Here is a 6,778-nt window from a genome sequence, read left to right as displayed (position 1 = left end):
CGCCAGTTCACTATCTGTACAATATACATAGCATCCCTTCATTCCTCTGGTCATTAAGGTTCGATATGTATTCTTTATGATTTCATCTGCTAATTGATTTGCCTTTTCAGGATCTTCTTTTGCCAGACCTTTTATCCCCTTCATAGATTGGTCTGTTTTTGCTCGTTTTGAATAGTCTGTAATGATCTCTCCATTCTCATACCTCATATCATCGCCGATTATTACGCCAACATAATCAAATTCCAATCCCTGAGAAGTATGAATGCATCCTGCCTCATGTACTGAATTCGGATTAATTGCAAATGCATCTCCACCATCCAAATTCCAACTTATACCATAATCTCCAATCTTTATATCATGATAATTCACATCATTACGTGTATCTTTTGGCCAATTCCAACAGTATCCCGCTAAAATACGTGCTCGGTTTCTAATACTGTTTTTTTCTATTACAATACGTTCCATTTCTTTAGGGGAATCGCATATTTGAATGTCATAGTCAATTCCTTCTAAATCATAGTTAGCGGTATCACGAATTTGCAATACATCATCAACCCACGCAAGGTATCCATCTGATCCGTTACATCTAAATTGCGAAACGAGCTCCATTTTTATTACTTCAGAATTTTCTCTTTCTGCCCATTTTTCAATTTCTGCTATGCTTCCGATATCGCTTGTGGTAACTCTTTGACTTTCATCAATAAAAAACACACTACAGCGCGATGCATGGATTATCTCCTTAATCTGATTTTCTCCAATATTTTGAAACATTCCGGACTTTTCATTTAATCTGTGTGCTTCATCAGCTAAAATGGTACTCACAGAATTTGTTGGTGCTTCAGTGTAACAACCAGACCCTTTAAATAGATTATCCACACTACTTTTCTTCATTGTTCCCTTTAGTTTGTATCCATAAACAGTTCTAGGGGCTGCATTTTTAGAAACATATTGTACAAACTGATTTCTTTTAGTAAGTTCTGCTAATAAATTAATTGCAACAACTGTTTTCCCTGTGCCCGGTCCCCCTTCAACAATAATAGTTCTTTTCTTACCGTCCTTTTGACATTTTGTTGAAAGGCATAAAATGTTTTCATAGATGACCTTCTGCTCGTCCAACATTATGAATTCTTTGTTTCCTTTAAGCATTCCACTAATAGCATCCTGCAATTGTTTCGATGGTCTGATTTTCCCATGTTCAATTTTTACTAAGGTATCCTCATTGTCTCCGGTTTTTATATTTTTTTTAATAAAGTTCCTTAATGCATCTCTCTGTCCATATGTAAAAGCCGGTGCATCAACTAATATGTCATTATACTGTTTCGCATCCAAAGGATCATTCTCTACTCTTGGATAATTATGTAGATATGCACACGGATGTAGTTCAATATCGGCATCTTGCACATATTCATTATAATCTTTTATTAACGCAGCATAAGACCACGCCTGATAACTTGGATGCACTACTCTTCTATTTGCTCCTCCTATAAAAGTTTCAACAATCGCTTCCTGTCCCTCGATAGCCTGCAATTTTTCCCATTGCTTCAGTTCTACAATAATAACATTTCCTTTATTATCTTTCCCATATCCGGAAATCAGGAAATCAACTCTCTTGGATGTTTGAGGAATATTGTATTCTATTGCAACCCCAACATCAGAAGGTATATTAGAATCATTCAAAGTAATGTACATTTCCTTTAGAGAATTTCTCCAGGAATTGAGTTCGCTTAATCCGGTGCTACGATTCATTTTATTCTTTATTGCATCATACAATTTTGTCTCCAAAACATCATTTTCTGTATCTGACATAAAGTCTGACTTTAATCCATTGTATATTAACATTCACTCATCTCCCTTTCCGCAATTTATATTATATGTACCTCAAATTACCCGTCTTCATTTCTTTAATTTTGCCGTCAAATATTTCATCAAACACCTGCTTGCAAGGTATCTTACACATTCTCCTTCTTTTGATGTATCTTGTACTCGAAAGGTCTTTTGGTCTTTTCCTAAACATCTGCTCATATAGGATTGGATATATGGCTCTGTATCTTCTCTTGAAAATCCGATTTCATTTTTCAGCCTCACAAAGGAAGACAATACACTAATGCATCTGGCACCGCCAATGTTACAAATATATAAACAGTTTGTTTTTATTTTCCATTTCACGACAGTTCACTGCTGTATTCTAAATTTATCAACGGATTTTCCGTTTTTATTTTTGATATTCTATTTTAGTCTATTTTATTTCCCTACCCTGCTAGCTAATATCCTAAGTATAATCTTGAGATTTTTTTGCGTCCATACTTACCATTCCTGCAGTTCTGCTTCAGAGCCAAATGTCATCTCAAGAAGCTCTGCTGCGATATCTTTACTGCATACCCGCATCAGATTGTCCTCAGCATCTTCCTTTGACAGCAGGTTCACACTTCCATACCAGACAATCTCATTATCGATTACGGCATAATGCTCACAAGATTCTTCCACAAGCCTGATCTCAAAACCTGCTTTACGAAGTCTCTCCATAAGCTCCATTCGGACATCATCTTTGCCATATTTATAGGCATCAGGATGCCATGTAACAATTGTAACCTTGACTCCCAACTCCCGCCGCTTTCCAAGCATGTTTATAATGCGATCCACTTTTTGATTATTTAACCTTGGACTTGATACAACGACCGCTGAATTTGCCTCCTCAAGATCCTTCCAATAAGTTTCTGCATAGTTTTCTATATCATAGATTGCATTTGCCTTCTGCTTTTCACCATCCATATTAACGCAAAGCTCATATCCGATCTTTTTATACGCCTTCAGCCTTGCTGCATACATTTTATCGAACTTCGGGATATGACTGTCCACATAGTCATAGACAATGACATTTTCTTTACCATCATAATCCCTGTTAAGTCGTCCGACATACTGCTCCACAACATTTTCTCCTGAAACAGGAGTCGCCATGAACAGGGTATCAAGTCTCGGAAAGTCGAAGCCCTCTCCAAGTAAAGAGCCCGTTCCCACAAGAATAAGACTGTCCGAATCATCAACTTCATTCAGTTCTTTCACCTGTGCCCTGCGCACTTTCGTTCCATTTGCCCCCGTTAGCAGAATCAATCGGTCAGCATATTTCTTAAGTCTTTCAGACAGCTTATTCGCATGATCAACATATTTCGTCAGTACTACCGGAGTTCTTCCAGCCTGCACACAGTCCGCAACATCCCTGATGATCTGTTCGTCACGAACATCATTATTCCTTATCAGTTCATAGGCATCATTACCATATGGTGTTTTTGACAAATGATGAGGCTTTACTGTTCGGGTAAATCGGGGATATACCAGATGATCGATATTCTGCTCCTCGGCTCTGTCTTTTGCTGTAAACCTATACCTGATAGGGCCGAGCAGAAATTCGTTTATCTTTTCCTTACCATCACCACGTTTCGGTGTTGCCGTCACGCCATACACATACTTTGCATTAATCTCCTGCAGCACTTCTATTGCGCTTTCAGACGCTGCGTGATGGCATTCGTCAAAGTATACTTGAGCATATTCTTTCAGCATCGGATGAAATCCATCCTTTTTCTTGAGAGAACGTATCATGGCCACATCCACTATTCCGGTCAGTGTATCATGCGCTCCTTGAAGATTTCCAATCAACGATTTTCTTTTTCGTGTACGCCCGGTCTTTGTCTGATATTCAGGCAGTTCTTCATCAATATCCAGAAATTCGTCCAGACGTTTAATCCACTGGTTCATTAGATCCGCCCTGTCTACAAGTATTAAGGTACTTATGCCTCTTCTTGCGATCATGTCGCAGCAGACTACAGTCTTACCAAACGCTGTTGCGGCGTGCAGTATCCCAGTTTCATTTTCAAGCATAGTTTCCGCAGCGGGAATCTGTGATTCACGCAATTCTCCCTTAAACGAGATATTTAATTCCCGCCCTTGGGTTCTCTTATCTTCAATCTTATATCTGATCCCCGCATTATCAAACTTCTTTAGAATATCTTCCCGAAGTCCGCGAGGCAATACAATATATTTTCCTTCGTCACTTCCAAGGTAAATGAATCTGGATTCGTCGTAATTTGGCATATCCATAGCCTGATTCTGGAAATACTGCTTGTTTGAAAATGTTGCCATACGGCGAAGCTGTCTTTTTGTCTTATTGGACATTCCTGATGAGTCTATGTAAATGCGGTCAGCCAGCACGATACGCACCACGCCCTTAACACTGCCTGCTTCAATCCCCGAATTCTTATCCCATGGCGCATCAGTACCATTGTCTTCGCTGGTGAATCCCGTACTGTACCATAAAGACAGATAGTCCTCTATCTCCTGTCTGGTCAGTCGCCTTGTTCCGGCAAGAACTTTTAACTGATCTTCATATGCATTCCAATTTTCATCAACAAAAGCACTGTTTCCGGACTTCAGAGCCATTCCTTGTAAAGGAAGTGCAATGACATTTCCAAGTCCGCCCTCAGGAAGCGCGTCCTGCGTCGGTATCATGCGATCATAGTATTTGAAGGACTTAAGATTGACGGATTCAGCTCCTTTCTCTAGCAACGCAAAACCAAATTTTCTCGCCAATCTGGCAGGAATCATTTCCTTGAAGAATATCCAAAGATGCGCACCGCGTCCCGACCTTGATCGTTCCACCACAGCGTCCACATCCAGATTCTTACAAATGCGCCGCAAAGCATTTATTTCTTCTTTCCACCTATCATCAGTATTCGCATAATCTTCCTGTTCTGCACCCTTTGCATGATTATCAAAGTCAAATACAAGCAGCTGGCAAAGATTGTTTTCAAGCATCGGATATATCGCCACGACATCATTGCCATTTGGATCTGTCCCATTCATATGCGCCTTTATCAAAGGCAGGGTCACAGGCTTATACGCCCTTAATTCGCAATCCTTACAACGAACTCCATCCTTTTTCTGTATATGGCAGCCACGATCCCAGCGGTTAAAGCACTGCGTATAATACCCGTTCTTCCCCGTTTTTGGATTCGTATAGCGAAGATCATACAAATCCTTCCTTCCGCGGCAGAACATCATAAAGAAATCACTTGCAATCTTATCCGTAACATCAAATTTCTTTATACGAGCACCCTGATCCGGGTCATACAATTCCACAACTCCTTCAGCGTCGCCAGACACAATATCCGCATACGAAACACCGGCTTCATCCAAACGCTCTTTCAAAAGTCGGTTTTCATCCTCCAATGCCTGTATCCTGGATTGTAATGAATTAATTAAATCTGAATATTGCTGTGTAGGTTCCTTCATCCTCATCACACTCCCTGTTTCCCCATAACTGCTGTCTTCTCATATTTCCCTGTTTCCGAATCAATAACAATCATCGCCGACTCTCCAATCTGTCTTCCGTCTCTATAGGTAGAGAACACATCTGTGGATATGATGCCGTCTTTTTCAAATATCTTCTCCACCGGAGTATGCCCTACCACCTGTTTGTAGGTATCTGCTCTGAATATCTCTCTGGTCTCATACTGTGGTCTGAGCCATATAGGTGATGCATCGTTCCACATTTCATTTACTCCAAGGCAATTGATAGTGTCCACAACGGTATCTATATCATTATATTTTGAAGCAGGCACATATTCCCTTACAAAATAATCACTTACTCCGCCATGAGAAAAAATAACATTATCGATTCGCTGTACATATTTTATTGGGTTATTTTCCGGCAAAGTTACCTTTAAATCAATCAATTTCCTCTGAACTGTCGACATTGCCATACTGCTATAACCAGTTTCAGGCATATACCATACATAACTAAGATCGTGATTTCCATAACACCATAATGTGTCAGGATACTCTTTGGCAAAAGATATAGCAGCATCGTAGGTTTCAACATATAAATCGACATTATATTCTTGTCCCCAATCATCTGCGATATCCATAAGACACACTGCTCTGTCTGCAATTCCTTGATGCATAATTGCAGATGCTCTATAAAACATTTTAGGTTTTAAATGAACATCAGGTATTACCAGTACCTTCACCAGCTTGCTCCTCCATTTTTCTTTTTATTGCTTCAATTACATCTTCTACATTTCTAGTATTGATATTTGCGACTTCATCTATATATGTGATAATTTTCCCTCCAATTTCCTGTTCCGAATTCTTTTGTTTATTATAATATTCTTTTAGTTTTGGTGTTGTAAGTTCTGTAAATTCCCGTACCATTTTCGCAGTTTCTTTTGGGATATCACAGCTGTATAATCTCTTATAGGCATTTACAATATCATCAAATGTAATATTTTCCCCAGCTTCTCTCTCTTCTATTAAAATACCTATCACATCAGAAATGTCATTTCGATAATCCCTGTGAGCAATCAATTTCATAGCAATCAGGTATACACCCGAAACAGTTCTTATCTCCAAGGTTCCGTTGTTTAGAGTCCATAGGTGTTTTGACACCTCGGATAACATATCTGAATAGGATGCAGTTTTAATAAAATCTGAATTCATCCAATCTCTTGGAAGACCATTTTCATCCGCAAATTTCTTTATAATATCTGTAACGCTGGATACCGTTTTAAGAATCACATCAAAATCCTGAGTGGCATCGCGAAACTTATAATTAAGCATAATACTTCCACCACCCACGATAATAATCTCGCCGGGAACCTTACCAAGTTCTTTACGGTATTCTTTTGCAAACTGCTTTATAATATCCTTTGCATTCTCCCTTGTGATTTTCTTATCAGACGGCATCATACAAATCCCCCTCTATGATATTATATTTTGCAAATTCTTT

4 protein-coding genes are annotated in these 6,778 nt (G+C 39.1%); all 4 read right to left on the bottom strand.

The features are described 5' to 3' along the window. Positions 1-1,839 (bottom strand): DUF2075 domain-containing protein (locus QZZ35_RS08110; protein WP_291236944.1); only part of this gene is annotated, 1,839 nt, incomplete at its 3' end. A 465-nt stretch (positions 1,840-2,304) separates the two neighbouring features. Then, positions 2,305-5,283 (bottom strand): TOTE conflict system archaeo-eukaryotic primase domain-containing protein, encoded by a 2,979-nt coding sequence (locus QZZ35_RS08105; RefSeq protein WP_291236943.1) that lies wholly within the window; start codon positions 5,281-5,283, stop codon positions 2,305-2,307. 5 nt (positions 5,284-5,288) lie between these two features. Beyond that, positions 5,289-6,020: a metallophosphoesterase gene (locus QZZ35_RS08100; protein ID WP_291236942.1), complete on the bottom strand. Its 732-nt coding sequence runs from the start codon at positions 6,018-6,020 to the stop codon at positions 5,289-5,291. Then, positions 5,998-6,738: a DUF6036 family nucleotidyltransferase gene (locus tag QZZ35_RS08095; protein WP_291236941.1), complete on the bottom strand. Its 741-nt coding sequence runs from the start codon at positions 6,736-6,738 to the stop codon at positions 5,998-6,000. The genes QZZ35_RS08100 and QZZ35_RS08095 overlap by 23 nt, the downstream gene beginning before the upstream one ends. Positions 6,739-6,778 lie beyond the last annotated feature (40 nt).

The organism is Frisingicoccus sp., from assembly GCA_016298055.1.
Lineage (GTDB): Bacteria > Bacillota > Clostridia > Lachnospirales > Lachnospiraceae > Frisingicoccus.
Note: the sequence above shows the minus strand (reverse complement) of the source record. Positions and strands in the feature narration are given on the sequence as shown.